Source organism: Azohydromonas aeria (genome assembly GCF_009760915.1).
Lineage (GTDB): Bacteria > Pseudomonadota > Gammaproteobacteria > Burkholderiales > Burkholderiaceae_C > Azohydromonas > Azohydromonas aeria.
This window is the reverse complement of record NZ_VIDQ01000020.1, coordinates 1-24,065: the sequence shown is the minus strand read 5'-3', so window position 1 is coordinate 24,065 and position 24,065 is coordinate 1. Positions and strand designations below refer to the sequence as shown.

Below are 24,065 nucleotides of genomic sequence, written 5' to 3'. Positions count from 1 at the left end.
CGGAAACCTGTGCAAGCGCTGCCCTGCAGCCCAGTCCGGAGACAACCACCATGCCGTACCGCCCCGTTCCCCGTGCCTTCCTTGCCGTGACGAGCCTGCTCGCTGCCGGCGGGGCATGCGCCCAGGCGCCGGCCTGGCCCGCCGCCGGTGCTTCGTCGCCGGTGGCTTTCAGGGGGGATGCCAACGTCGAGATCGACACCACGCACCAGAACAACGGCGTAGGTTCCACGCAGGGCGGGCGCATCGAGCTCAACCTGATGGGCAAGACCACGCTGGGCGACGCCTTCCTGGCCGGCAAGGCTTCCTTCCTGGCCAGGAAGGACGGGGGCACGGCGACCGACGACATGTGGGTGCAGGCCGGCCATGCCAAGGCTGACGTCAAGCTCGGCCGCTTCGAGGCGATGGACCTGTATCCGCAGGGCCGCGACACGGTGCTCAACCGCGCCGGCAGCGGCGTGTACCGCGCCAACTTCATCCGCGGACGCTTCGGCGGCGCGTCGGGCAACGTGATGCACCTGGCCGGCCACGCACAGCTGGCGGACGGCCTGCACCTGGAAGTCGGCCTGGCCGACACCGGCAAGGCCTCGAACCTGGCCGCCGGCCAGGCCGAGGGATTGCGCCCGGTGCTGAGCTACGCCGCCGACGGCTGGCTGCTCAAGGCCGGTGCCGAGATCGGGCGCATGAGCGACACCGGTGCCGGGGACGGCGCGCGCTTCGTGGACCTGCGCGGCGTGGGCCTGAGCGCCAGCCGGGCCGTCGGGCCGGGCAACCTCAACGTCAACGTCGCCGCCGGCAAGGCGGACGGGCTGTGGAAGAGCGCCGTGGTGGCCGCCAACTACACGGTGCCGCTCGGTCCCTGGGTGCACCTGGAGCTCGGCCGCATCGACCCGGAGACACCAGGCCGCCGCGGCGAGACGGTGCGCACGGTGGGCGTGGGCTGGCAGCTCTCGCTCTTCGGCATCAGGGACGCCTACGTCACGCCGGCGCTGTCCTGGTCTTCCTCCTCGGCGGACGCCTTCCAGCCCGGGCTGGGCGGCACGGGCCAGAGGATCGAGCGGGCGGTGCGCGTGCGCTTCAACTACGTCTTCGCGGCGTTCTGAAGAACGCCGCCCCGGTGGCGCCCGCTCCCGCTGCTTCAGTAGTAGCGCTCGCTGGAGCGCCAGGTGCGCAGCTCGCTGGTGACGCGCTCGACGCCCGGCACGGCGGCCGTGAGGCGCATCGCCTGCAGCACGTCGTTGGGCGCGTCGACCCAGCCGCGCAGGCGGACCTTGCCGTCCACCACCATGGCCTGCACGTCGGCGTGGCGCAGCCGGGCGGTATCCAGTGCCTGCTGCACCTGTTGCGCGAGTTGGCCATCGTCGGTGGCGGCGGCCCGGGCCGCGCCGCAGCCGAGCGCCGCGCCCAACGCCAGCAGGGAGGCGAGCGTCTTCAAAGAGTTCTTCATGCCGGCTCCTAAATCAGGGTAGATGACGATTGACTTCCGTCGGCGAGCAGCCGCCCTTTTGTCGGGGTGCCAAGCGTGGCACAGCTTGGGGCGTGCGTCGTGCCGCCGGCGTCATCTCCCTGCCGACCGTGGGCAGCACGCCACGGATGTCCCCGCCCGGCGCCTTTGCCGGCATTTCCCGAGAGCAGACGACCCATGCACCACGCACCCGCTCCCACGCGCTACGACGCCATGACCTACCGCCGCTGCGGCGCCAGCGGCCTGAAGCTGCCCGCGGTTTCGCTGGGCCTGTGGCACAACTTCGGCGAGGTGGATCGTTTCGGCACGGCACGCGAGCTGGTGCTGCACGCCTTCGACCGCGGCATCGCGCACTTCGACCTGGCCAACAACTACGGGCCGCCACCCGGCTCGGCCGAGCGCACGCTGGGCGAGATCCTGCGCCGCGATCTGGCCGCGCACCGCGACGAGCTGGTCATCTCGACCAAGGCCGGTTACCTGATGGGGCCGGGGCCCTACGGCGACGGCGGCTCGCGCAAGCACCTGCTGGGCAGCCTGGACCAGAGCCTGCGCCGGCTGGGACTCGACCACGTGGACGTCTTCTACCACCACCGTCCCGATCCCGAGACGCCGCTGGCCGAGACGATGGCCGCGCTGGACCACGCGGTGCGCAGCGGGCGTGCGCTGTACGTGGGGCTGTCCAACTACCCGGCCGGCCTGCTGCGCGAGGCGGCGGCGCTGCTGCGCCGGCTGGGCACGCCCTGCGTGCTCCACCAGCCGCGCTACAGCATGTTCGATCGCCGCATCGAGCACGACGGCTTGCTGGACGTGCTGGCGCAGGAAGGCGTCGGCTGCATCGCCTACTCGCCGCTGGCGCAAGGCCTGCTGAGCGAGCGCTACCTCGGTGGCGACATTCCCGGCGACTCGCGCGCCGCCCGCGGCCAGTTCCTGAAGGCCGAGCACCTGACGGCCGAGCGGCTGGAGACCGTGCGGCGGCTGGCGGCGGTGGCCCGCGAGCGCGGGCAGTCGCTGGCGCAACTGGCCCTGTCCTGGGTGCTGCGCCACGCGGGCATGAGCTCGGTGCTGATCGGCGCCAGCCGCGTGGCCCATGTCGACGAGGCCGTGGCGGCGCTGTCCCACCCGGCGCCGAGCACCGGCGAGCTCCGGCTCATCGAGGACATCCTGCGCGGCGAAAGCGCCTGACGAAGTCAGGGGCGGCCGCCGGGTGGGCGGCCGCCGCAACGGCGCCGAAGCTTTCCCAGCGCCGGTCGCCCGGAGGCGTCAGTCGCGCAGCTTCGCCAGCAGCCCGGCGGTCGAGGCGTCGAGCCCCTGCGCGTCGCCGCTGTCCAGGCGCGGCAGCAGGTCGCCGGCCAGGGCCTTGCCCAGCTCCACGCCCCACTGGTCGAAGCTGTTGATGCCCCAGAGCGCGCCGCTGGTGAAGACGCGGTGCTCGTAGAGCGCGACCAGCGCGCCCAGCGCCGCGGGCGTGAGCCGCTCCAGCAGCAGCGTGGTGCTGGGCCGGTTGCCGGGGAAGGCGCGGTGACGGGCCAGCACCTGCGCATCCAGCGTGCGCGAGGCCGTGGGCGCCTGCTCGCTGGCCGCCTGCGCCGCGCTCTTGCCGATCATCAGTGCACGGCTCTGCGCCAGCCCGTTGGCCAGCAGCTGGGCATGCAGCCCGGGCAGGCCGTGCGTGGGGCGCTTCACGAGGATGAATTCGACCGGGATCACCTCGGTGCCCTGGTGCAGCATCTGGAAATAGGCGTGCTGGCCGTTGGTGCCGGGCTCGCCCCAGACCACCGGGCTGGTGTGAAAGGGCAGGGGCTCGCCCGTGGCATCCACGCGCTTGCCGTTGGACTCCATCTCCAGCTGCTGCAGGTACGCGGGCAAGCGCTTGAGCCCCTGGTGGTAGGGCGCGACGCTGCGGCTGCCGAAGCCGTGGAAATTGCGGTACCAGACGTCGATCAGGCCCAGCAGCACGGGCAGGTTGCGCTCCAGCGGCTCATGGGCGAAATGCCGGTCCATGGCGTGGGCGCCGGCCAGCAGCGCGCGGAAGTGGTCCGCGCCCAGCGCGATGGCGATGGGCAGCCCGATGGCGCTCCACAGCGAGTAGCGCCCGCCCACCCAGTCGCGAAAGCCGAAGGTGGTCGTGATGCCGAACGCCGCCGCGGCCGCCACGTTGGTGGTGGTGGCGGCGAAGTGGCGCGCCACGTCGCCGCCGCCCTGCGCCACGAACCAGTCCCGGGCCGCCTGGGCATTGGCCATCGTCTCCTGCGTCGTGAAGGTCTTGCTCGCCACGATGAACAGCGTCTCCTCGGCCTTGAGCTGCCGCAGCACCGGGGCGATGTCGTGGCCGTCGACGTTGCTGACGAAGTGCAAGCGCAGGTCGGGGTGGGCGAAGGCGTCCAGTGCCGGCAACACCATCTGCGGCCCCAGGTCGCTGCCGCCAATGCCGATGTTCACCACGTGGCGGATGCGGCCGTCGGCCCGGACCTTTTCCGCATACGCCAGCATCGCCTCCAGCGTGCCGTGCACCTCGTCGCTGAACGGGCCCTGGCCGCGCGGCGCACGCAGCGCGGTGTGCAGCACGGCGCGGCCCTCGGTCGCGTTGACCGGCTCGCCGGCCAGCATGGCGTCGCGTCGCGCCTCCAGGCCGCATTCGCGCGCCAGTTGCAGCAGCAACCGCAGGCTCTCGGCGTCGAGGAGGTTCTTGGACAGGTCGGCAAAGACCTCCGGCGCCTGCACGCCCAGGCGCTCGAAGCGGCCGGGATCGGCGGCGAAGGCCTCGCGCAGGTCGAAACGGCGCAGGCGCGTCGCGAAGTGGTCGTGCAGCGCGGCCCAGGCGGTGGTGCGGTCGCAACGGGGCGTGTTCATCGGGCGGTTCTCCGGGAGGCGGGTCATTTCAGAACAGGAAGCTGGTGTGCACGAAGCGCGAGTGGTGCTGCTCGACGATGGCGTCGAGCAGCCGCGTGTTGGCCCCGGTCTGCCGGGCCGCGACCATGGAGCGGATCGAGAAGGCGCGCAGCGCGTCGGTGACCGACAGCGTCCCCTCGGCCGAGTCCTTGCGCCCGGCGAAGGGGAACACGTCCGGCCCGCGCTGGCACTGCGCGTTGAGGTTGACGCGGCAGACCTGGTTGACCAGCGGGTCGATCAGCGCGCCCAGCTGCGCCGGGTCGCTGCCGAAGAGGCTGACCTGCTGCCCGTGCTCGGACGTCACCACGTACTGCAGCGCCTCCTCCACGTCCTCGAAGTCGGCCACCGGCACCAGCGGGCCGAACTGCTCCTCGCGGTAGAGCTTCATGCCTTCGCGCACCGGGTACACCAGCGCCGGGCGCACCAGCGTGACGCAGGCCTCGCCGCCGCCGGCGTTGAGCACTTGCGCACCCTTCTCCTGCGCGTCGCGCAGCGCCTCGTCCATGTAGGCGCTGCGGTGCGGGCCGGGCAGCGGCGTGATCTGCACGCCCTCGTCCCAGGGCATGCCGATCTTCAGCGCGTCGATGGCCGCGCCGAGCCGCTGCAGGAAGGGCTGCACGATCGAGCGGTGCACCAGCAGCATCTTCAGCGCCGTGCAGCGCTGGCCGTTGAAGGACAGGGCGCCGGCCACGCACTCGCGCACGGCCAGGTCCAGGTCGGCGTCGGGCAGCACGATGGCCGCGTTCTTGGCATCCAGGCCCAGCACCGCGCGCAGGCGGTGGGACTTGGGGTGCTGCTTCTTCAAATGGTCGGCAGTCCTGCTGGAGCCGATCAGCGCCAGCACGTTGACCTGGCCCGAGGCCAGCAGCCGCGGCACCACCAGCGAACCCGGCGCGTAGATGGTGTTGACCACGCCCGGCGGGAAGGACCTGGCAAAGGCTTCGAGCAGCGGCGCGAACAGCAGCGTGCCGTACTGCGGCGGCTTGAACACCACCGTGTTGCCCATGAGCAGCGCCGGGATCAGCGTGGCGAAGGTTTCGTTCAGCGGGTAGTTGTACGGTCCCATGCACAGCACCACGCCCAGCGGGGTGCGGCGGATCTGGCCGGCGAAGCCTTCGGCCTGCACGAAGCGCGAGCCGTCGTTGTCCAGGTCCTTGAGCGCGGCGATGGTGGCCTCGACGTACTCGACGGTGCGGTCGAATTCCTTGCGCGCATCGGCCAGGCTCTTGCCGATCTCCCACATGATCAGCCGCACCACGAGCTCGCGCTGCGCGGCCATCCGGCCGATGAACTCCTGCATGCAGGTGATGCGCTGCGCGGTGCGCAGGGTGGGCCACTCGCCGCGGCCATGGTCCCAGGCGCGCACGGCGGCGGCCAGGGCCTGGTCGCTCTGTGCCACGCCCATCACCGGCACGCTGCCGATTTCCGCCTGCCGCACGCTGCCGTCGGGCTGGCGCAGGCACACGGGCGAGAGCACGGGTCGGCATTCGCCGCTCCAGGGCACGAGCTCGCCGTCGAGGACGCTGACGCGCTGGTGGATGGGCTCGTGCAGGCGGTGCGCCTCGGGCACCTCCCGGACGGAAGGGAACAGCTGCTGGAGAGGGGTCTTGTCCATGGCGGGTCGGTGGTTGCGGCCGCAGCGGGGCGATGCGGGACGGGGGCCGCGGATCTGGCCGTCCTGCGTCGAGGGCGTGAAAGGGCGTCAGGGGTCAGTGAATCGCGGGGGCCCGGGCCTGCGGCCGTGGGCGCGGCGTCATGCGACGCCGGCGAAGCTCACGGGCAGGCCGGGCACTGCCGTCTCCAGGGCCAGCACAAGGCCCGCGGCGGGCTGGCCGAGCAGTTCCTCGGCGGGCCGGCCATGGCGCGCGGTGGTGACGTAGAGGGTGCGCAGGTCAGCCCCGCCGAAGCAGGGCATGGTCGGACAGCGCACCGGCAGCTCGACCTCCTGCAGCACCTGGCCGCCGGGTGACAGCCGCAGCAGGCGCTGGCCCTCGTACATCGCCACCCAGTACGCGCCCTCGGCATCGACGGCGGCGCCATCGGGCCTGCCGCCGTACCGGCTCAAGGGCTGGCCGGGCCGGCGTGGCTCGAAGGAGGCGAAGACGCGCGGCCGGCTGATGGCACCCGGGACCGGGTCGAAGTCGAAGGCGCGGATGAGATGCGCCCGGGTGTCGCTCCAGTACAGGGTGCGGCCATCCGGGCTCCAGGCCAATCCGTTGCTCGTGGCGACCGCGCTGCCGTGCAGCCGCAGTTGCCCCTGGCTCCAGCAGTACAGGCCGGCCAGGGCGGGCTCGCGCGGCTCGTAGACCGTGCCGACCCAGAACCGGCCCTGCGGGTCGCACTTGCCGTCGTTGAAGCGCTCGGTGGCGGTGTCGTAGGGCGCGGCCACCAGGCGCCGGCGCGCGCCGCCGGCCGGGTCGAAGCACCAGAGGCCGTCGCGCATCGCCAGCAGCAGGCGCCCGTCGGGCAGCGGGGCGCAGCTGGCGGGCTCGCTGTCGAACTGCCATTGCGCCGACGCGCCGCTGCGCGGGTCGTGGCGCAGCAGCCGCCGGCCGGCGATGTCGCAGTAGTACAGGCACTGCTGCTGCGGGTGCCAGAAGGGCGATTCGCCCAGCTCGGCGCGCGGCGCGCCGGTGATGCGGACCTGCATCACAGCTCCTCGGCCCAGTTGCAGCCGTCGCGCGCCACCAGGGCGCTGGCCGCGGCCGGCCCCCAGCTGCCCGCGGCATAGGGCCGCGGCCCCAGGCCGGCCGCATCGTCCTCGCGCCAGGCCTGCAGCACCGGCTCGACCCAGCGCCACGCCTGCTCCTGCTCGTCGCTGCGCACGAACAGGTTCAACCGGCCATGGAGGGCTTCGAGCAGCAGCCGCTCGTAGGCGCCGACGCGGCTCTCGAAGAAGGCTTTGTCGAAGTCCAGGTCCAGGCTCACCGGCGCCAGCGCCTCGGTGCCCGAATGCCCCTGCGCCGCCAGCAGGTGCAGTTCCAAACCGTCCTCGGGCTGCAGCTTGATCACCAGCCGGTTGGCCGGATGCGGCCCCGTGAAGATCGGGTGCGGCACGGCGCGGAAGTTCACCACGATGTAGGCCGCGCCGGCCGCCAGCCGCTTGCCCGTGCGCAGGTAGAAGGGCACGCCGGCCCAGCGCCAGTTGCGCACCTCGGTGCGCAAGGCGACGAAGGTTTCGCACGCGCTGTGCGCCGGCACGCTGGGCTCCTGGAGGTAGCCCGGCACCGCGCGGCCCTCGCACACGCCGGCGCGGTACTGGCCGCGCACCACGTCGCGCCGCGCGCTCTGGGCGTCGAAGGGCTTCAGCGCCTGCAGCACCTTGAGCTTCTCGTCGCGGATGGCGTCGGCATGCGCGGTCGAGGGCGGCTCCATGGCGATCATGGTCAGCAGCTGCAGCGCGTGGTTCTGGATCATGTCGCGCAGGGCGCCGGTGCGGTCGTAGAAGTCCCCGCGCGTGCCCACGCCCAGCGATTCGGCCAGCGTGATCTCGATGCTGGCGATGCTCTCGCGCCGCCACAGCGGCTCGAACAGGGCGTTGCCAAATCGCAGCGCGGTGAGGTTCTGCACCGCCGACTTGCCCAGGTAGTGGTCAATGCGCAGCGCCTGGCGTTCGCTGAAGACGGCGCCCACGGCAGCATTGATGGCGCGCGCGCTCTCCAGGTCGTGCCCGAGGGGCTTTTCCAGCACCACGCGCACCTCGGGGCCGTTGAGGCCCGCCGCGCCCAGGTGCGCGCAGATCTGCGGGAACAGGTGCGGGCTGGTGGCCAGGTAGAAGACCACGGTGTCGGCGGCGGCGGCGCGGCCCTCGTCCGCCTCGGGCTGCTTGAGCCAGCGCTGCAGCCGCGGGTAGTGCCCGGCCTGCGCCAGGTCCACCTGCAGGTAGTGAACCTGCGCGGCGAAGCGCTCGAAATCCCCGGTCGATGGCCGCGTCGGCCCCGCCAGGTCCTGGAACCGCTGCTGCAGCCACACGCGGTACGCAGCACCGTCCATCGGCTCGCGCGACACGGCCAGGATGCGGCCACCGGCCGGCAAGGTGCCATGGCGCCAGGCCTGGAACAGGGCCGGCATGAGCTTGCGCCAGGCCAGGTCGCCGGTACCGCCGATGAGGACGAGGTCGAAGGACATGGAATCTCCGTAAGGCAATGACCAGGGCGGACAGGTCGGCGCCTGCTCGCAGGGCAACCCGCCGACGCGCTTCGCCGGCTGCGCCTGCGCTCCGGTCCCGAGAACCTGGTCGAACGACGCATCCAAAGCGCTTTGCCCGTCCGTCATGCTGCCGCCATGCCGGAGAAGCGACCAGCGGGTTTTCCATTAATCAATCAAGATGATTTATTAATATTGGTAAGTGGGGGCCCGCTGCCGTACCTCGTGGGGTGCGGACTGGGCAGGCGCAGGGGCCTGCAAGGCGTGATCGTGGACGGCGCAGCTGGCCGCGGATGGTTGCGGGGGATGCCGCGCGCCATCGGGAAAGCGCCGGCGTGCCAAGTGGGCGCGGGTCTGGGGCGCGGCCAGCGCCGCTGCCCGCATCAGCGCAGCGTCGCTGCCGCCGCTGCCTTTCCGGTTCGTGCCGGACCGCCCAGGCTCGCCGATCGAAACCCGGGCCCGGCGCGCCGTGTCAACGCGTGGCGCTGGCCGCCGATGCTGCCGGCACCGACGCCGGCGTGGCCGGCGTCTCGGAGCCGGGCGGGGCGGTCTCGCGGCGGCCGCAGCCGCTCAGCAGCGCGGCGGCCAGCGCCACGGCCGGCAGCAGCGCGAGGCGGCCGATGCGGTGCGCCCGGGAAGGACGGGGTCGCGACGAGTGGTCCATGGGAAACCTCCGCGGTGTGGGACAGAGCCGCTGCAAGGCAAGCGGCAGGCCGTGGCGGGGAGGCGGGACGCAGGACACGGTCGGGGGCGTGCACCTCGCCGCCGCGACCGCGTCCTGGCCCGCCTCCCTCTACACACCGTGCGGCAGCGCAGCGCAGCGGAGCCGCAAGTTGGTCGCCCTTGTCAGGCCGTGGGCTCCTGCACGCCCTGCTCGGCCATGAGCTCCTGGCGCCGGGCCATCATCTGCTGGCCCAGCTGGTTGAAGTCCAGGCCGCCGCCCTGCTGCTGCAGCAGCGGGATCAGCTCCGTCTCCTCTTCCTTGACGTGGTGGCGGACGTACTCGCCCAGCACCGTGACCTTGGCGTCATAGAGATCCTCGGACGGGTCCATGCCCTGGATCTGCTCGACCAGGTCGCGTGCCGACGCGTGCTCCACCGTCGCCTCGTCGAGCAGGTCATGCGCGCCGATGGCCTGGCGCGCGGCCGGGTAGAACAGCTCTTCCTCCAGCTGGGTGTGCACCGTCAGCAGCTTGCAGATCTGCTGCGCCAGCTGTTCCTTCTGCGCACCGGCGGCCTGGTCGCCCTGCTGCTCGAACTGCTCGAAGAGCCGGTTCACGGTCTGATGGTCCTGGAGGATGAGCTGGATGGCGTCCATGCTCGTGCCTTGTTGCTGTTGCTGTTGCTGTTGCTGTTGCTGTTGCTGTTGCTGTTGCTGTTGCTGTTGCTGTTGCTGTTGCTGTTGCTGGGCCATGCGGGTCTCCATTGAGGGGTAGGGCGCCGGGCAACCCCGCCCGGCTGACGTGATCAATTGGCAATCCCCGTTCCGTGGGACAGACCGCACAGCCGCTGCCCCGGAATGGGTGGGCAAAGGATGGGAGAAGCGGCGCCTTCCACCCCGGCCGCCCGGGGCAAGGCCCGGGCGCGCCGCGCCTTCGCCCTAGACCCGCAATGACCACTTCGGGGCCGTGCCTTGCTGCCCCTGGAGGCATCCCCACCACCGGAAACCCTTGCCCCGCTGCCGGACCCGTCCAGGGCCGGTCGCGTGCGCAACCGTACGCCCATGAGTCATCTCCAGGACACGCCGCTCCAGCTGTGGGGCGGACTTGAGTGCACGGTCAACCGTGTGCGCGACAGCCCTCGTCGCGCCGGGCCCGCGGCTGGCGACGCAGCGCGGGATCTGGCTGCCGCTGGAAGGGCCGCTGCGCTCCTGGCTGGCCTGGCAGGCCCGGGCCCGCGCGGCGGCGCAGCCGCCACGCAGGGACCGCAGCGCCTGAAACCCGCGCCGGCCGGCCCGGGCGCTGCGGGCCTTCAGGCCGCGTCGTGGATCACGCGGCCTTCCTTGATCGTCTGCAGCACCTGGATGTCCTTGATGGCCATGGGATCGACCTTGAGCGGGTTGCGGTCGAGCACGGCCAGGTCGGCCAGCTTGCCCGCCTCGATCGAGCCCTTGAGCCGCTCCTCGTGGTACTGCCAGGCGGCGTGCAGCGTCACGGCCTTGAGCGCGTCCAGCGCCGACACGCGCTCGTCCGGGCCCACCACCACCCCGGAGCGGCTGACGCGGTTGACCGCGGTCCACATCGCCATCAGGTGGTCCACCGGAATGATGGGCGCGTCGGTGTGGTTGGTGCAGCGCAGTCCCTGCCGCAGCGCGTAGGCCATCGGGCTCATGCCGAAGGCGCGCTCGCGCCCGACCGTCTCGTTGATGTGCCAGTCGCCCCAGAAGAAGGTGTGGCCGGTGAAGAAGCTCGGCACGATGCCCAGCGCCTTGAGCTGGTCCACCTGGTCGTGGCGGATGAACTGGGCGTGGATCATCACCGGGCGCAGGTCCTTGCGGCCGTGGCGCGCCACGGCCTTGCGCGCCGCGTCGATCATCTGCTGCGCCGCGGCGTCGCCGTTGCAGTGCACCAGCAGTTGCAGGCCGTGGCGCCAGGCCAGGTCGAACCAGCGGTCCAGCTCCTCCTGCGGCACGCCGGGATAGCCGCGGTAGTCAGCGCCCTGGCCGTGCGGCGGGTGCAGGTACGGGCGGCTCAGGTACGCCGTCTTGCCCTGGGGCGAGCCGTCGCAGGTGATCTTCATGCCGCCGATGCGGAAGCGGCCGCGGTAGCCGCCGTCGGGCGCGGCGACGTCCGCTGCCGGCGCGCTCTTGCCGGCGAGCATGTCGTTGAACTGGTCCCAGCGCGGGTAGGCCACCAGGTCCAGCTTGAGCAGACCGCGCCCGGCCGCCTCGCGCATCAGCGCCACGTCGTGCAGCAGCGAGATGCCGTCCTGCGCGGTGGTGGTGCCCCGGGCCGCGTAGTGGTCCTGGATCTGCAGCAGGTTGCGCAGCCGCGCCTCCATGTCGCGCGGCTTGGGCAGCTGCATGAAGGGCAGCGCGGCGAGTTCCTCCACCACGCCGTCGGGCTCGCCGTCGGCGCCGCGCCGCACCACGCCGCCCGGCGGGTCCTGGGTGTGGCGGCCGTAGCCCACGGCGGCCAGCGCGCGGCTGTTGGCGGCCAGCAGGTGGCCCGAGGCATGCACGGCCAGCACCGGGTGCGCGGTGGAGACGCGGTCCAGGTCGGCGCGGGTGGGATGGCGCCGCTCGGCCAGCATCGAGTCGTCGTAGCCGCTGGCCAGCACCGTCTCGCCCGGCGCGATGTCCTGCTCCTGCACGTGGCGGCGCATCGCCGCCACGATGTCCTCGATGGAGCGGATGGCGCCCACCGGCGGCGGGTTCAGGTTGGGCGTGCCCCAGGTGGTCTCCATCTGCGCCAGGTGCGAGTGCGCGTCGATGAAGCCGGGCACCAGCGTGCGCCCGGCCAGGTCCACGGTGCGGGTGGCGGACCCCTTCCAGGCGCGCTCCACCTGCGCACGCGTGCCCACGCCCACGATCACGCCGCGGCGCACCGCCACGGCCTCGGCCCGCGGCGCCCGGTCGTTGACGGTGACGATGTCGCCGCCGGTGTAGATCAGCTCCGCCGCGCCGCGGCCCTGCACGGCCGGTGCCGGCGCGCTGCGGGCCGCCGCGGGCACGAGCGACTGCAGCGCCAGCAGCCCGGTGAACAGACCGCCGCCGCGCAGCAGGCCGCGCCGCGCCGGGTTGACGGTGGCCGTGCCGCCACCGCGGGCGGCCAGGGCCTGGAACAGCGGCGTGCACATCAGGCACCTGGGCGTTCTCCGGTCTGAAAGGAAGTGAGGACGAAGCGCCAGCCGCTGCAGCGCTGGCCCAGGCAGCCCGTACCGCCGGGCCGTTGCGCCCGCGAGCGTAACCATGTTCGAACCGTGCGCAAGCAACCGGCTTGCGCCCGCGCAAGAGGCGAAGGCGGCGCGCGTTGCGTGCCGTCAGCGTCCGCAAGGCGGTCCGGGTGCAACATGCAGCCGTTGAATGACGGTGTCCGAAGTCTGGAGCTGCGTTGATGTCCCCTCAAGAAGCCCGCGCGCTGGACCCCCACACGCTGCTGTTCTCGCTCGGGGTGCTGGGCCTGGTGATGACCACGGTGTTCCTGCACTTCGCGCGTGCGATGCCGGCGTACCGCGCCGCGCTGGTGGCCTGGAGCCGGGCCATGGCCGCCGCGGGCGCGGCCTTCCTGCTCTTCTTCCTGCGCGGTCAGGCGCCGCTGCTGCTCACCTTCGTGGTGGCCAACGCCGTGGTACTGGGCCTGGCCTGCTGGGGCCACGTCGCGCATGCGCGGCTGCTCGGCCAGGCGCCGCGGCTGCGCTGGACGCTGGGCGCCTCGGCGCTCGGCCTCGCCGGCGTGCTGGCGTGCTTCGGCCTGGGCCTGCCGCGCCAGGTGGCCTTCGTCGCCATGTCGGTGGCCTTCGCCGTGGTGCTGGGCGCCACGGCGCTGCTGCTGCTGCGCGGCACGCGCGACCATCGCTCGCCCTCGGCGCTGGCCAGCCTGTTCAGCCACGCGGCGCTGTCGGTGGCCTTTGCCCTGCGCGTGGTCGTGGGCCTGGCGGTCGATGAGAGCCACCTCATGCCGGGCGCCGTGTCGGTGGCGCAACTGTTCACGCTGGTGCCGGGCCTGGTGCTGATCGTGGTGTGCTCGCTGTGCTTCCTGGGCATGGTCCACGAGCGCTACCTGGCCCGCGCCGAGGCGCGGCACCGGGAGCTGGAGCGCGCCGCCCGGGAGATCGAGCAGGCCAGCGCGATGAAGTCGCGCTTCCTGGCCAGCATGAGCCACGAGATCCGCACCCCGCTCAATGCCATCCTGGGCAACGCGCAGCTGCTGGAGCGCCGCGCCACGGACGCGGAGCAGCACCGGTTCCTGGGCGCGATCCGCACGGCCGGCGCCACGCTGCTGGCGCTGGTCAACGACGCACTGGACCTGGCGCGCATCGAGTCGGGCCGGCTGCGGCTGGAGCACCGGCCTTTCCGGCTGCAGGACGTGCTGGCGCGCGTGGTCGAGGTGCTGGGCCCGCTGGCCGAGGCCAGGGGGCTGCGCCTGGCGCTGGCGCCGCTGCCCGAGGGCCTGCCGCCGCTGGCCGGCGACGCGCGGCGCCTGGAGCAGATCCTCTACAACCTGGTGGGCAATGCCATCCGGTTCACGGACCGCGGCGGCGTGAGCGTCGAGGCCGCCACGCTGCGGCAGACGCGGGAGCGCGTCGAGCTGCGGCTGGCCGTGCGCGACAGCGGCATCGGCATCGCCGCGCAGGACCTGGACCGCATCTTCGAGCCCTTCACACAGGCCGACGCGTCCGCCGGCCGCCGCGGCGGCGGCACCGGGCTGGGGCTGGCGATCTGCCGCCAGCTCGCCGGGCTCATGGGCGGCGAGATCGGGGTGAACAGCCAGCCCGGCGTGGGCAGCGAGTTCTGGTTGCGGCTGGCATTCGACGTGGCCCAGGCTCCCGTCGAAAGCTCCGGGGCCGGCCCGGCGGCCGCGGTCCGCCACGCGGCGCGGCTGCAGGGCCTGCGCGTGCTGGTGGCCGACGACGTCCCGGCCAACGTGGAGGTCGTGCGCCAGTTGCTGGAGAGCGAGGGCGCGGTCTGCCTGGCGGCCGGCGACGGGGAGGAAGCGCTGCAGCGGCTGCGCGGCGCGGGCGGCGGCATCGACGCGGTGCTGATGGACGTGCAGATGCCCGGTCTCGACGGCCTGGGCGCCACGCGGCGGCTGCGCGCCGACGCGGCGCTGGCGGACCTGCCCGTGATCGCGCTGACCGCCGGCGCGCTGCCGCTGCAGCAGGAGCAGGCGCTGGCTGCGGGCATGGACGATTTCGTGGGCAAGCCCGTCGAACTGGAGGCGCTGGTGGACGTCCTCCTGCGCTGGACGGCACCGCGGCCCGCGCGCCGCCGCCGCGCTGGCGCGGCCGGCCACCGGGCCTGAGCCCGGGCCGGGGCTCACCGGGCCCGGATGGGAGCCGCGCCGCCGCCGCCGTGCCCGGCGCGCACGCAGGCGGCCCAGGCCAGCTCGCGGTTGATGCGGCCGCTGGCCGTGCGCGGCAGGCTGCCGTGCCTGAGGAAGACGATGTCCTGCAGCCGGGCGCCGACGCGCTCCAGCAGCGTGTTCCGGGCCGCCTTCAATATCTGCGCCCGCGGCAGGCGCTGCAATTCGTCGTGCTTGACTTCCTGCAGCACGACTAGGCGCTGCCCGGGTTTCGCGGAATGAACGTAAATTGCCGCGGCCGCCCCGGCGTGGAGTGCCGGATGGCTGGCGCGCACGGATTCCTCGATGTCCTGGAGATAATAGTGGCGGCCCTCGATTTCCACCACCTCGTCGAGCGTGCCCGTGACGTAGAGCTCCCCGCCGCAAACAAAACCCAGGTCGCCGGTGCGCAGGAAAGGGCCGGTGGGGATATTGGCGCCGGTATCGGTATCGGTGTCGATATCAGTATCGGTATCGGCCAGCGTGGCGCCGAAGGCGGCTTGCGAGGGCGCGGGGACGTTGCAATAGCCCTGCGCGACGCTGCCGCCCCGCAGCCAGATCTCGCCGACGCGATCGGCGGGACAGGGGCGGCGGGTGGCCGGGTCCACGATCAGCAGGTCCAGGCCGGGCGACTTGCCGCTGCTCACGATCTCCCGCACGCGCTGCGTCGCCTCGCCCGCGGGCTGTACCCGGTGCAGTTGCAGCGCGTCGGCATCGAGTCGCAGCGTGTTCGGCGCCTGCCGGTGCGCCGTGCCGCTGACGAACAGCGTCGCTTCGGTCAAGCCGTAGCAGGCCCTGAAGGCGTCGGCGCGGAAGTGGCAGATCGAGAACTTCTCGGCGAAGCGCGCCAGCGTTTGCGGCGGCACCGGGCCGGCACCGACGAAGGCGGTTTTCCAGCTGCCGAGGTCCAGGTCCATCAGCTGGTCGGCGCCCAGGCGCCGGAGGCACAGCTCGTAGGCGAAGGCCGGCCCGCCGCTGGTCGTGCCCCGGTACTTCGAGATCGCCTGCAGCCAGCGCAGCGGCCGCGCCAGGAAGGCCGCCGGCGACATCAGCACCGAGGTGCAGCCGACGTACAGCGGTTGCAGCAGGTGGCCGACCAGGCCCATGTCCCGGTGCAGCGGCAGCCAGCTCACGCCGACGGTCTGGCTGGAGTGGCCGAAGCTTTGCTGGATCAGCCGCTGGTTGTGCAGCAGGTTGCCGTGGCTCAGCAGCACGCCCTTGGGCTCGCCGGCCGTGCCGGCGGTGTACTGCAGCAGCGCCGGGCTGGCCGTGGTGACGGCGGGCTCAATCCAGCGGTCGGCCAGCCGCCCGGTGTCGTCGCTGGTGTCCACGCAGCGCAGCCGCCGCTGCAGGCCCGGGGCGGACATCAGCAGGTGCTCCAGGTTGAAGCCCTCGCGGCCGGTGCACAGCCCGGCGGCGCCGGTGTCGCGGGCCAGCGCCGCCAGCCGCGCCAGGTCGGTCGAGCCGCTGGGCGCGGCCACCGGCACGGCCACCACCCCGGCATACAGGCAGCCGAAGAAGGCGCCGACGAATTCGAGGTGCGAGGTATAGGCCAGCAATACCTTGTCGCCGGGCTCGAAATGCTGCTGCAATTGGGCGGCAATCGAACGCGCCTTCAAATCCAGGTCTCCGAAACTCAGCCTGGCAATTTCAATTTCCCCATTGCGCAGGAAAATGAAGGCCTTGCGGCGGGCATGGTGGGCCGCCCGGTATTTCATCAATTCATTCAAGCTCCTGATCTGATCCGCGGCAGCCTGCCGATGCCGGTGAATGTCTTGCACCATGTATCCCCTCGCCTGGCCATTTGCCGGAAACTGGTGCATCCATGGTCAGTGATCCACCGGGGCGCGTCAATGTAAGGCGATGTTGCAGGCCCTGTGGCGCCTGCGGCCCGCGCCACACTCGGGCGCTCCAACCATCACGGGGCCCCCCATGGACGAGCTTTCCCTGGCCGACAACGCCGCGGCGCACCGCTTCGAGCTGCGGCTCGACGGCGTCGCGGCCGCCCACGCCGAGTACAACCTGGTCGAAGGCGCGATGCTGTTCACGCACACCGAAGTCAAGCCCGAGTACGAGGGCCGCGGCCTGGGCTCGCGGCTGGCGGCCTACGCGCTGGACGAGGTGCGCAAGCGCGGGCTGCGCGCCATTCCGGCGTGCAGCTTCATCGCCGGCTACATCCGGCGCCATCCGGAGCACCTGGACCTGGTCAGCGAGGACAGCCGGCGCGCCTACAGGATCTGAAGGGAGCGCCCGGGCCGGCGCGGCCCGGGCGCGCTGCTTCAGCGCGGGCTGCCGCCGGACGGCGCCGGGGCGCCGCCGCCCGCGCCCGTCGTGCCTGTCGTCCCCGTCGTGCCGGTCGTTCCCGTCCCGGTGCCCGATGCACCGGTGCCGCTGCCTGTCGGGCCCGAACCCGCGGGAGCCTGGTCGCGGCCGGTCCGGGTGCCGCTGGAATCCCTGCCGGCGGCGTTGCCGCCGGTGCTGCCATCGACGTTGCGGCGGTCGATGGCCGAGCCGGTGCCGCTGCCGGTGACGTCACGCTGGGTGCCGACGCCGGGAGGCGTGGGCGCACCCGTGCCGCCCAGCCCGGAGCCGCCGTGGGGCGCCATGATGATCGCGCCGCCGCTGGCGCCGCCCGGGCCGGTGGGCGTGGCATTGCCGCTGGGGTTGCCGCTGCTGCCGCTCCCGGCATCGCCGCCGGACTGCGCCAGTGCCAGGGCGCTCACGCCCAGCGCCAGCGCCGCCAGTGCCAGGCGGACCTTGCTTGAGGCTGCTTGCATCTCGGACTCCTTTCGAACCCGGCCGCGTGCCGGGGCGTGAAAGCACCAGGCAGCCGCCACGCAGTGCCGGCTGCCGCCAGTCCCGGGCGCAGCAAGCGGTGCGCCCTGTCGGCCCGCCGCTCAGCCCAGCAGCTGCCTGACCTTTTCCAGCCCGGACAGCGCGCACTGCTCGTCGAGGTGCCCGCCCGGCGCGCCGCCCACGCCGACGGCGCCGATGACCTCGTTGCCCACCTTCACCGGCACGCCGCCGCCCAGCAGCAGGAAGCCGGGGATGTGCACCAGGTTGGCGGCGCCGGGGTTCTTCTGCGCGGCGTCCATCATCGCCAGCGTGCTGTTGCGGGCCGACGCGGCGGTGTACGCCTTCTGCAGGCTGGCTTCCACGGTGTGCGCGCCGGCGTTGTCGGCGCGCTGCACGGCGCGCACGCCGCCGGCGCGGTCCACCACGGTGACCGTGACGGCATGGCCCGCGCCCTGGCAGGCGGCGACGGTGGCGGCGGCCAGCTGCGTGGCCAGCTCCAGCGACATGTTGCGCTCGGTGCGCACGGCTTGCGCCTGCGACAGCCCGGCCGCGGCCAGCGCGAGCGGCAGGAGGGAAAGGCGGGCAAGGCGGCTGATGCGGGCGGTGCGGGCGGTGGGCATGGGGTTCTCCGTGTGCGGTGTCTCGGCCGGTCTCGGGCCGTGGCGCCATTCTTCGCAAGCCCCCCGGCACGCACCATCCGCGCGGCGCGCGCGGCACCTCCGTAGATCTACGGAGCGCGCTCCTCCACCAGCGCTGCGTAGCGGCGGATCATCTGCGCCAGCGTCTGCACCTGCAGCTTGTCGCCGAGGTGGGCGCGATGCGTTTCGACCGTGCGCGGCGACAGGCCCAGCGCGCGGGCGATCTCCTTGTTGGTCAGCCCTTCCACGACCAGCGCGAGCACCTCGCGCTCGCGCGGCGACAGCAGCTCGTAACGCTCGCGCGCCTCGCGGCTGGCCGCGTCGCGGCTGCGGCCGTGCACGTGGGCGCGCACGCCGTTGTGCACGGCTTCGAGCAGCGCGTCGTCGTCCACGGGCTTCTCCAGGAACTCCGCGGCGCCGCCCTTGAAGGCGCGGCGGCACAGGTCCACCGTGCCATGGCCGGTGAGCATGACCACGGGCTGGTCCGCGCCCTGCGCGCGCAGCAGCTCCAGCACGGTCATGCCGGAGAGGCCGGGCATGCGCACGTCCAGCACGATCACGCCGACGGCCTCGCGGTCGAAGCCGTCGAGGAAGGCCTGCGGATCGGACCAGGGCGCCACGCGCAGTCCCACGCTGGACAGCAGCAGCGCCAGCGCGGCGCGCACGCCGTCGTCGTCATCGACGAGGTGAATGAGCGGGGAAACGGGGTTCATGGCGTCGGGCGGGGCTCGGGTTCGGAGTGCGCGGGGGTGTCGGCATCGGCCAGCGGCAGCTCCAGCGTGAACAGCGCGCCGCCCGCGGGATCGTTGGCGGCGCCCAGGCGGCCGTCCATGGCCAGTGCCAGCGTCTCGCACAGCGGCAGGCCGAGGCCCAGGCCGCCGGCGCGCCGGGTGAAGAAGGGCTCGAACACGCGCGGCAGCACGTCGGGCGGGATGCCCGGGCCATTGTCCCGGACCTCCAGCCGCGCCATCCCGGCGCGGTCCGCGCCCGCGGCGATGCGCACCGTGATGGCCTTGCCCGGCGCGTCGGCCGCCTCCAGCGCCTGCAGCGCGTTGGTGAGCAGGTTGTGCAGGATCTGCTCCAGCGCCACCGCGTCGGCGCGCACCGGCGGCGCCTGGCCCAGCAGCTGCACGGCGATGCCGTGCCGGCGCAGCTGCGGCTCCATCAGCGCCAGCAGCCGCGTCGTGGCCTCGCGCAGGTCCACGGCGCTGCGCGGCTGCCCGCCGTGCGGGCGCTCGACCAGGCGGCGCAGCCGGGCCAGCACGTCGGCGGCGCGGCGCGCCTGCGCGGCGGCCAGCGCCAGGGCGCTGCGCGCGGTGTCGAGCTCCGCGTCCTCGTCCAGCGCCTGGCCCGCGGGGCCCAGCACGCGCTGCGCTGTCTGGGTGCCGGCCAGCACGGCGGTCAGCGGCTGGTTGAGCTCGTGCGCCATGCCGGCGGCCAGCTCGCCCATCAGGTTCAGGCGCGACACCTGGGACAGCCGCGTCAGCTCGGCGGCGCGTTCGCGCTCGCGCCGGGCCCGGCGCCACGCGGCCAGCAGCGTCGCCACCAGGGCGTTGCCCAGCAGCCAGGCCGACAGCGCGACCCAGGGCCAGTCGGCCGGACCGGTGCGGCGCTGCACGCGCAGCTCGAAGGGTTGGCTGGGCGTGGCCAGCACCTTGCTGAACGTGAAACCCGCCGTCAGCCCGGCCGGCGCGGCCGCGGCCGCGGCCTCCGCCCCCGGCGCGAGCAGCACCGTGTCCGCGCCGAGGACCAGCGTCGCGCGCGCCGGGCCATCGCGCGGCAGCGGCCAGCCCTCCGGCGTGGCCATGCGGTGCAGGTCGATGTGCAGGGCGAAGGCACCCGGCGCCGCGGACGCGCCGGCCGCGCCGGGCAGCACGAGCGCGTAGCGCCCGGCCGCGGTGTCGAGCGACCCGACCACGGCATGGCGCCGGAGCGGCGGCAGCGCCAGGGCGCGGGACTCGGCCTCGGCCAGCGCCGGGTGCGGCCAGGCCTCGGCGCCGTCGCGCACCTGCGCCGCCACGACCTGCGGATACAGCCCTGGCAGACGTCGCGCCGCGGCCTGCAGTGCCGGCGGCGCGGCGGTGGGTGCCAGCAGCGCCAGGGTGGCCAGGATGGCGTCGTTCTCGGCGGCGCGCTGGCTCAGCAGCCGGTGCGCGATGCGGGCATCGGCCTGGAAGGCCTCGCGCCGCTCGGCAATGTCGAGCCGCACCAGCACCGCCGCGCCGACCAGCGCGATCACGCCGTGGACCAGCAGCCGGCTCAGGCGGGCGGCATCAAGCCTGCGCATGCCGGCGGCGCGCGGTGCTCAGGCCGCCGGGCCGGTGTCGATGTCAGCGCTGCCGCCTTCGAGCAGCGCGCCCAGGGCCTGGTGCAGCCGCTGCAGCGCCGCGCGGTCCAGCGTGGTGCGGAAGCGCCTGTGGTGCGCCAGCAGCGGGTCGCGGGCACTTTCCAGCCAGCTGGTCACGCGCACGTCGAAGCGGCCGGGCTGGCCGTCCAGCGGTGCGATGGTGAGCTGCTCGCGGTAGCTGCCCGACTCGGCCAGCAGGCAGCGCAGGGCCGGCGCGCTGCGCACCGGCGTGGTGGTGGTCGAAGACATGGCCTTCCTCCTGTTTAGCCGCATTCGACACGGTGTCGGGGGCGGCAATCCGGATCAAATCCCCCCGGGCCGTTCACCGCGATGGGTCGGCCGGCCCTGGCCCCGAAACGAAAAAGCCCTCCGGGTTGGGAGGGCCGACGTCGCGCTGCCCGCTTGGGTTGCCTCGGTGTCGAGGCCGCATTCGCTTGCGCGGTCCACCTTGCCCGGGCGGGCAGGTTGGCGTGGGCGTCGGCCCAACTCGGAATGTGCGCAAAGGTTAGCACAGCGCCAGCGGTGCCCTGGGCTCGCCCGCTCGTCATCGCGCAGCCCTGCGCACACTCGATGCGCGCGCATCGGCCCGGTGGCGCCCCGGCGCCCTGCGGCGGATCGATCAGCCGCGCACCAGGCGCAGCAGCGTCAGTTCGGTGACGGTGCCGAAGCGCACCGGCGGGCCCCAGGAGCCGGTGCCGGCGCTGACGTAGACCCACATCCGGTTCAGCCGCGACAAGCCCGCCACGTGCGGCGCGTGCACTGCGCGCACGGCCAGCGTCCAGGGGAAGAACTGCCCGGCGTGGGTGTGGCCGGAGAGCTGCACGTCGAAGCCGGCCTTCTCTCCCAGCGGCGCCAGCGCCGGGTTGTGCGCGAGCAGGATGCGCAGCGCGGCATCGCTGCCCGGGGCGGCGGCGAGGTCCGGGCGCGGCACCTGCCGCGGCTCGGACAGGCGCAGCGCCGGATCGACCACGCCGCCGACCACCAGCACCGCGTCGCCGCGGCGCAGCACCAGGTGCTCGTTGAGCAGCACGCGCAGGCCCAGCGCGCGGAAATGCGCGATCCAGCGCCGCGCGCCGGAGTAGCAGTCGTGGTTGCCGAGGATGAACACGGCGCCGTCCGCGGCGGTGAGCCCGCCCAGCGGCGCGACGTGCGGCGCGAGCCGGGCCGGCGAGCCGTCCACGATGTCGCCAGTGAGCACGACCAGGTCCGGCCGCAGCGCGTTGCTCTGCTCGACCACGCGGCGCACGTAGCGCCGGCCGATGGTCGGGCCCACGTGCAGATCGCTGATCTGCACGATGCGAAAGCCCTCCAGCGCCGGGTGCAGCCCGGCCACGGGAATGTCCACGCGCTTGAGCCGCGGGCCGCGCAGCGCGAACAGCAACCCCGCCGCCAGCGCCAGCAGCGAGGCGGCGAAGACCACCGGCACGCCCTCGTTGGCGACCGCGTCCCGCAGCGCCGCCGCCCCGGCCAGCCAGCCCAGGCCGAGCAACAAGTCGCGCGCGAGCGTGCACAGCAGCAGGAAGTTGAGCCAGCCCATGCACAGGTAGCTCGCGGCGTGCAGCGCCTCGTCGGCCGGACCGGCGCTCTCGCGCTCGCCGGCCCAGTACACCACCGGCACCACCCAGACCAGCAGCGCGGGGATCAGCAGCAGCAGGCGCTGCGCCGGCGTCGAGCACAGCCGCCATGCCAGGTAGGCGTAGCCGAGCAGCACGATGGCGTGCAGCGTCAGGAAAAAGGGGGTCAGGAGTCGTCTGAGCACGGCGTGGCGGGGAAGTGCGGGGCCATTGTGCGCAGGGCCGTCGCTGCGGGCGCGGCGCAGGCGCGGCACGGCGCAGGCGGGGGCTACGGCAAGCCGCGGTCCCACCCTGCGGGCGCCGCCGCGGCCGCCCTTGGAACGATGCGCGAGGGCCGGCACGCGGCCGACACTGCCGCCGCCCCGCTGACGCCGCCGCGCGCGGCGCGGCAGCCCCGGACCCCCACCCCTGACCGACCAAGGAGCGAGCCCATGAACGAGACGATGACTGCATCCCTGACGCCCGACCGCATCCTGCAGACCGGCATGGCCTTCTGGGGCTCCAAGGCGCTGCTGTCGGCGGTGGAGCTGCGCGTCTTCACGGTGCTGGCCGACGGCCCGCTCACCGGCGAGCAGCTGCGCCAGCGGTTGCGCCTGCACCCGCGTGCCGTGCCCGACTTCCTCGACACGCTGCTGGCGCTGGGCTTCCTGCGGCGCGAGGGCAGCGGCGAGCAGGCCGCCTACAGCAACACGGCCGAGACGCAGCTGTTCCTCGACCGCAACTCGCCGGCCTACGTCGGCGGCATCCTGGAGATGGCCAACGCGCGGCTGTACCCGTTCTGGGCCGACCTCACCGAGGCGCTGCGCAGCGGCCGGCCGCAAAACGAGATCAAGCACAGCGGCGAGCCGATGTTCGCCAAGCTCTACGAGGACCCGGCGCGGCTGGAGCAGTTCATGGCCGCCATGAGCGGCATCTCGGCGGGCAATTTCACCTTGCTGGCCGAGAAGTTCGACTTCTCGCGCCACGCCACGCTGGCCGACATCGGCGGCGCCACCGGGCAGCTGTCGTGCATCGTCGCGGCGCGGCATCCGCACCTGCGCTGCACCTCGCTGGACCTGCCCAAGGTCACGGCCATCGCCGAGCGCCAGATCGAGCGCCGCGGCATGTCGGAGCGGGTGCGGGCGCAACCGCTGGACTTCTTCGCCGACCCGTTCCCGCGCGCCGACGTGATCACGATGGGCATGATCCTGCACGACTGGAACCTGGAGCGGAAGCTGCAGCTCATGCGCAAGGCCTTCGACGCGCTGCCCGAAGGCGGCTGCCTCATCGCCGTGGACAACCTCATCGACGACGACCGCCGCGAGAACGCCTTCGCGCTGCTGATGTCGCTGAACATGCTCATCGAGTTCGGCGACGCCTTCGACTACACCGGCGCCGACTTCACCGGCTGGGCGCGCGAGGTCGGCTTCAGGCGCGCGGAAATCATCCCGCTGGCCGGCCCGGGCCGCGCCGCGGTGGCCTGGAAGTAGCACCCCCGCGCCGGGCCAGGCTGGCAGCACATGCCTGAGCCTGTTGCGGACCGATGCCGCAGCATTCGTTCGCCATGCCCGCGAAAGCGGGTGTGACGACGGTGCGGCACGGTCCGCGACGGACGGGAACGAGGGTGCCGGAAAGGCCTCATACAACATACCCGATGCATCTGTCCCACCAGAACAACTGGTGGAGACGCCTTACCTGCACCTGATCGTCCCTGCAACTCCCTCACAGCGCCTCGCGGACAGGACGGCGGTCCTGTTCGTCTCGGCACTCGGCTGACCCGGGTATGTTGTTGCGGACCGTGCGCCGGTGATGGCCGCCGCCGGCCGTCGCGTTCAGGCCGGGGTGCCCAGCACGCCGCGGCGGACCTGGTCGCGCTCCATCGACTCGAACAGCGCCTTGAAGTTGCCCTCCCCGAAGCCGTCGTCGCCCTTGCGCTGGATGAACTCGAAGAACACCGGCCCGAACAGCGCCTGCGAGAAGATCTGCAGCAGCAGCCGGCGCGAGCCGTCCTTCGTGCTGCCGTCGAGCAGGATGCCGCGCGCCTTGAGCTCCTCGACCGGCTGGCCGTGGTTGGGCAGCCGCTCTTCGAGCATCTCGTAGTAGATGTCGTTGGGCGCGGTCATGACCGGGATGCCGGCCAGCTGCAGCTTGTCCACCGAGTCGAAGATGTCGTCGGTGAGCAGCGCCACGTGCTGGATGCCCTCGCCGTTGAAGGCCATCAGGAACTCCTCGA

22 protein-coding genes, 1 pseudogene and 1 riboswitch are annotated in these 24,065 nt (G+C 72.9%); of the genes and pseudogenes, 7 read left to right on the top strand and 16 right to left on the bottom strand.

Annotation, left to right across the window (positions count from 1 at the left end):
- Positions 1 to 50 precede the first annotated feature (50 nt).
- Positions 51 to 1,100 (top strand): carbohydrate porin, encoded by a 1,050-nt coding sequence (locus FJ694_RS13985; RefSeq protein WP_157267861.1) that lies wholly within the window; start codon positions 51 to 53, stop codon positions 1,098 to 1,100.
- Between the two features lie 35 nt (positions 1,101 to 1,135).
- Here the strand turns inward: FJ694_RS13985 and FJ694_RS13980 are convergent, their stop codons facing one another.
- Positions 1,136 to 1,444 carry a BON domain-containing protein gene (locus tag FJ694_RS13980; RefSeq protein ID WP_157267860.1) on the bottom strand — a complete coding sequence of 103 codons (309 nt, stop codon included), beginning with the start codon at positions 1,442 to 1,444 and terminating at the stop codon, positions 1,136 to 1,138.
- Between the two features lie 195 nt (positions 1,445 to 1,639).
- On the opposite strand from FJ694_RS13980, the gene FJ694_RS13975 reads away from it, so the two are divergent.
- The gene (locus FJ694_RS13975) at positions 1,640 to 2,644 is read left to right on the top strand and encodes an aldo/keto reductase (protein ID WP_157267859.1); all 1,005 of its coding nucleotides are present in this window, start codon (positions 1,640 to 1,642) and stop codon (positions 2,642 to 2,644) included.
- 78 nt (positions 2,645 to 2,722) lie between these two features.
- Here FJ694_RS13975 and pgi read toward each other — a convergent pair whose 3' ends face one another.
- The 6 genes from pgi to FJ694_RS13945 all read right to left on the bottom strand — a co-directional run bounded on the left by pgi (position 2,723) and on the right by FJ694_RS13945 (position 9,814).
- Positions 2,723 to 4,312, bottom strand: a complete 1,590-nt coding sequence (pgi, locus tag FJ694_RS13970; RefSeq protein ID WP_157267858.1) for a glucose-6-phosphate isomerase — start codon at positions 4,310 to 4,312, stop codon at positions 2,723 to 2,725.
- A 28-nt stretch (positions 4,313 to 4,340) separates the two neighbouring features.
- Positions 4,341 to 5,966 (bottom strand): NADP-dependent glyceraldehyde-3-phosphate dehydrogenase, encoded by a 1,626-nt coding sequence (locus FJ694_RS13965; RefSeq protein WP_157267857.1) that lies wholly within the window; start codon positions 5,964 to 5,966, stop codon positions 4,341 to 4,343.
- 138 nt (positions 5,967 to 6,104) lie between these two features.
- Positions 6,105 to 7,001: an SMP-30/gluconolactonase/LRE family protein gene (locus FJ694_RS13960; protein ID WP_157267856.1), complete on the bottom strand. Its 897-nt coding sequence runs from the start codon at positions 6,999 to 7,001 to the stop codon at positions 6,105 to 6,107.
- The gene (gene zwf / locus FJ694_RS13955) at positions 7,001 to 8,479 is read right to left on the bottom strand and encodes a glucose-6-phosphate dehydrogenase (RefSeq protein WP_157267855.1); all 1,479 of its coding nucleotides are present in this window, start codon (positions 8,477 to 8,479) and stop codon (positions 7,001 to 7,003) included. The genes FJ694_RS13960 and zwf overlap by 1 nt, the downstream gene beginning before the upstream one ends.
- Before the next feature lie 490 nt (positions 8,480 to 8,969).
- On the bottom strand, positions 8,970 to 9,161 hold the full coding sequence (locus FJ694_RS13950) for a hypothetical protein (protein ID WP_157267854.1): 192 nt from the start codon (positions 9,159 to 9,161) through the stop codon (positions 8,970 to 8,972).
- A gap of 182 nt (positions 9,162 to 9,343) precedes the next feature.
- The gene (locus tag FJ694_RS13945) at positions 9,344 to 9,814 is read right to left on the bottom strand and encodes a hemerythrin domain-containing protein (RefSeq protein WP_157267853.1); all 471 of its coding nucleotides are present in this window, start codon (positions 9,812 to 9,814) and stop codon (positions 9,344 to 9,346) included.
- A 466-nt stretch (positions 9,815 to 10,280) separates the two neighbouring features.
- Between FJ694_RS13945 and FJ694_RS13940 the strand changes: the two genes are divergently transcribed.
- The gene (locus FJ694_RS13940) at positions 10,281 to 10,433 is read left to right on the top strand and encodes a hypothetical protein (protein ID WP_157267852.1); all 153 of its coding nucleotides are present in this window, start codon (positions 10,281 to 10,283) and stop codon (positions 10,431 to 10,433) included.
- Between the two features lie 34 nt (positions 10,434 to 10,467).
- Here FJ694_RS13940 and FJ694_RS13935 read toward each other — a convergent pair whose 3' ends face one another.
- On the bottom strand, positions 10,468 to 12,294 hold the full coding sequence (locus FJ694_RS13935) for an amidohydrolase (RefSeq protein WP_157267851.1): 1,827 nt from the start codon (positions 12,292 to 12,294) through the stop codon (positions 10,468 to 10,470).
- 257 nt (positions 12,295 to 12,551) lie between these two features.
- Here FJ694_RS13935 and FJ694_RS13930 point away from each other — a divergent pair, with 257 nt between their 5' ends.
- Positions 12,552 to 14,459, top strand: a complete 1,908-nt coding sequence (locus tag FJ694_RS13930; RefSeq protein ID WP_157267850.1) for an ATP-binding protein — start codon at positions 12,552 to 12,554, stop codon at positions 14,457 to 14,459.
- A 14-nt stretch (positions 14,460 to 14,473) separates the two neighbouring features.
- On the opposite strand, the gene FJ694_RS13925 is transcribed toward FJ694_RS13930, so the two are convergent.
- Positions 14,474 to 16,147, bottom strand: coding sequence for a fatty acyl-AMP ligase (locus tag FJ694_RS13925; RefSeq protein ID WP_232540031.1), 1,674 nt, complete (start codon positions 16,145 to 16,147; stop codon positions 14,474 to 14,476).
- Between FJ694_RS13925 and FJ694_RS37100 the strand changes: the two genes are divergently transcribed.
- Positions 16,079 to 16,357: a hypothetical protein gene (locus FJ694_RS37100; RefSeq protein ID WP_232540032.1), complete on the top strand. Its 279-nt coding sequence runs from the start codon at positions 16,079 to 16,081 to the stop codon at positions 16,355 to 16,357. The genes FJ694_RS13925 and FJ694_RS37100 overlap by 69 nt on opposite strands.
- A gap of 4 nt (positions 16,358 to 16,361) precedes the next feature.
- Positions 16,362 to 16,739, top strand: a complete 378-nt coding sequence (locus tag FJ694_RS13920; protein ID WP_375140214.1) for a GNAT family N-acetyltransferase — start codon at positions 16,362 to 16,364, stop codon at positions 16,737 to 16,739.
- A 38-nt stretch (positions 16,740 to 16,777) separates the two neighbouring features.
- Here the strand turns inward: FJ694_RS13920 and FJ694_RS13915 are convergent, their stop codons facing one another.
- The 6 genes from FJ694_RS13915 to FJ694_RS13890 all read right to left on the bottom strand — a co-directional run bounded on the left by FJ694_RS13915 (position 16,778) and on the right by FJ694_RS13890 (position 22,038).
- Positions 16,778 to 17,275 (bottom strand): hypothetical protein, encoded by a 498-nt coding sequence (locus FJ694_RS13915; RefSeq protein ID WP_157267847.1) that lies wholly within the window; start codon positions 17,273 to 17,275, stop codon positions 16,778 to 16,780.
- A gap of 120 nt (positions 17,276 to 17,395) precedes the next feature.
- Positions 17,396 to 17,914: a GlcG/HbpS family heme-binding protein gene (locus FJ694_RS13910; RefSeq protein WP_157267846.1), complete on the bottom strand. Its 519-nt coding sequence runs from the start codon at positions 17,912 to 17,914 to the stop codon at positions 17,396 to 17,398.
- Positions 17,915 to 18,021: 107 nt separating this feature from the next.
- Positions 18,022 to 18,645, bottom strand: a complete 624-nt coding sequence (locus FJ694_RS13905) for a response regulator transcription factor (RefSeq protein WP_157267845.1) — start codon at positions 18,643 to 18,645, stop codon at positions 18,022 to 18,024.
- Entirely contained in the window at positions 18,642 to 20,219 is a 1,578-nt protein-coding gene (locus tag FJ694_RS13900) for a sensor histidine kinase (RefSeq protein ID WP_157267844.1), read from the bottom strand. Before FJ694_RS13900 ends, FJ694_RS13905 begins: the two co-directional genes overlap by 4 nt.
- A gap of 18 nt (positions 20,220 to 20,237) precedes the next feature.
- Complete coding sequence (locus tag FJ694_RS13895; RefSeq protein ID WP_157267843.1) at positions 20,238 to 20,528, bottom strand: hypothetical protein; 291 nt, start codon at positions 20,526 to 20,528, stop codon at positions 20,238 to 20,240.
- Between the two features lie 144 nt (positions 20,529 to 20,672).
- A riboswitch (SAM-I-IV-variant riboswitch) is annotated at positions 20,673 to 20,780 on the bottom strand.
- A gap of 118 nt (positions 20,781 to 20,898) precedes the next feature.
- On the bottom strand, positions 20,899 to 22,038 hold the full coding sequence (locus FJ694_RS13890; protein WP_157267842.1) for a metallophosphoesterase: 1,140 nt from the start codon (positions 22,036 to 22,038) through the stop codon (positions 20,899 to 20,901).
- Positions 22,039 to 22,284: 246 nt separating this feature from the next.
- On the opposite strand from FJ694_RS13890, the gene FJ694_RS13885 reads away from it, so the two are divergent.
- Positions 22,285 to 23,322: a methyltransferase gene (locus FJ694_RS13885; protein ID WP_198320829.1), complete on the top strand. Its 1,038-nt coding sequence runs from the start codon at positions 22,285 to 22,287 to the stop codon at positions 23,320 to 23,322.
- A 342-nt stretch (positions 23,323 to 23,664) separates the two neighbouring features.
- Here FJ694_RS13885 and FJ694_RS13880 read toward each other — a convergent pair.
- Positions 23,665 to 24,065, bottom strand: a pseudogene (locus FJ694_RS13880) (4-hydroxyphenylpyruvate dioxygenase); the annotation flags it as partial.

What these genes read in the sequence shown, in the direction of transcription:
- FJ694_RS13985 (WP_157267861.1), top strand. Translation starts at nt 51, where the DNA reads ATGCCGTACCGCCCCGTTCCCCGTGCCTTCCTTGCCGTGACGAGCCTG.
- FJ694_RS13980 (WP_157267860.1), bottom strand. Translation starts at nt 1,444, where the DNA reads ATGAAGAACTCTTTGAAGACGCTCGCCTCCCTGCTGGCGTTGGGCGCG.
- FJ694_RS13975 (WP_157267859.1), top strand. Translation starts at nt 1,640, where the DNA reads ATGCACCACGCACCCGCTCCCACGCGCTACGACGCCATGACCTACCGC.
- pgi (WP_157267858.1), bottom strand. Translation starts at nt 4,312, where the DNA reads ATGAACACGCCCCGTTGCGACCGCACCACCGCCTGGGCCGCGCTGCAC.
- FJ694_RS13965 (WP_157267857.1), bottom strand. Translation starts at nt 5,966, where the DNA reads ATGGACAAGACCCCTCTCCAGCAGCTGTTCCCTTCCGTCCGGGAGGTG.
- FJ694_RS13960 (WP_157267856.1), bottom strand. Translation starts at nt 7,001, where the DNA reads ATGCAGGTCCGCATCACCGGCGCGCCGCGCGCCGAGCTGGGCGAATCG.
- zwf (WP_157267855.1), bottom strand. Translation starts at nt 8,479, where the DNA reads ATGTCCTTCGACCTCGTCCTCATCGGCGGTACCGGCGACCTGGCCTGG.
- FJ694_RS13950 (WP_157267854.1), bottom strand. Translation starts at nt 9,161, where the DNA reads ATGGACCACTCGTCGCGACCCCGTCCTTCCCGGGCGCACCGCATCGGC.
- FJ694_RS13945 (WP_157267853.1), bottom strand. Translation starts at nt 9,814, where the DNA reads ATGGACGCCATCCAGCTCATCCTCCAGGACCATCAGACCGTGAACCGG.
- FJ694_RS13935 (WP_157267851.1), bottom strand. Translation starts at nt 12,294, where the DNA reads ATGTGCACGCCGCTGTTCCAGGCCCTGGCCGCCCGCGGTGGCGGCACG.
- FJ694_RS13930 (WP_157267850.1), top strand. Translation starts at nt 12,552, where the DNA reads ATGTCCCCTCAAGAAGCCCGCGCGCTGGACCCCCACACGCTGCTGTTC.
- FJ694_RS37100 (WP_232540032.1), top strand. Translation starts at nt 16,079, where the DNA reads ATGCTGCTGCAATTGGGCGGCAATCGAACGCGCCTTCAAATCCAGGTC.
- FJ694_RS13920 (WP_375140214.1), top strand. Translation starts at nt 16,362, where the DNA reads ATGTTGCAGGCCCTGTGGCGCCTGCGGCCCGCGCCACACTCGGGCGCT.
- FJ694_RS13915 (WP_157267847.1), bottom strand. Translation starts at nt 17,275, where the DNA reads ATGCAAGCAGCCTCAAGCAAGGTCCGCCTGGCACTGGCGGCGCTGGCG.
- FJ694_RS13910 (WP_157267846.1), bottom strand. Translation starts at nt 17,914, where the DNA reads ATGCCCACCGCCCGCACCGCCCGCATCAGCCGCCTTGCCCGCCTTTCC.
- FJ694_RS13905 (WP_157267845.1), bottom strand. Translation starts at nt 18,645, where the DNA reads ATGAACCCCGTTTCCCCGCTCATTCACCTCGTCGATGACGACGACGGC.
- FJ694_RS13900 (WP_157267844.1), bottom strand. Translation starts at nt 20,219, where the DNA reads ATGCGCAGGCTTGATGCCGCCCGCCTGAGCCGGCTGCTGGTCCACGGC.
- FJ694_RS13895 (WP_157267843.1), bottom strand. Translation starts at nt 20,528, where the DNA reads ATGTCTTCGACCACCACCACGCCGGTGCGCAGCGCGCCGGCCCTGCGC.
- FJ694_RS13885 (WP_198320829.1), top strand. Translation starts at nt 22,285, where the DNA reads ATGAACGAGACGATGACTGCATCCCTGACGCCCGACCGCATCCTGCAG.